Genomic DNA, 260 nt, shown 5'->3' with positions numbered 1-260 from the left:
GTGAGTTCAATGGCTCGATGCAACGCTATCCTTAATCAAGGGGGGACGTTGCCATGAAACGAAGAACTCGGATTAACTACACGCCAGAGCAGAAGGCGATTATCTGGGATAGATATAAACAAGGTGATTCCCTGCATGATATCGCCAGAATGTTCGACAGATTTCATTCTTCTATCATGCCCACAATCCACCAGACAGGTGGCTACCGTCCTCCCGTTCGAAAGCGGCATCGATTAGCGCTTACGCTTGATGAAAGAGAA

Annotated in this window: 1 pseudogene; it reads left to right on the top strand. The window is 47.7% G+C overall.

The window, feature by feature from the left end:
- Positions 1-53: 53 nt before the first annotated feature.
- A pseudogene (locus tag HA45_RS23435) lies at positions 54-260 on the top strand (IS30 family transposase); the annotation flags it as partial.

Source organism: Pantoea rodasii, assembly GCF_002095465.1.
In the GTDB taxonomy this organism is placed as follows: domain Bacteria; phylum Pseudomonadota; class Gammaproteobacteria; order Enterobacterales; family Enterobacteriaceae; genus Pantoea; species Pantoea rodasii.
The sequence above is the reverse complement of the archived record's forward strand: the minus strand, read 5'-3'. Positions and strand labels throughout refer to the sequence as shown.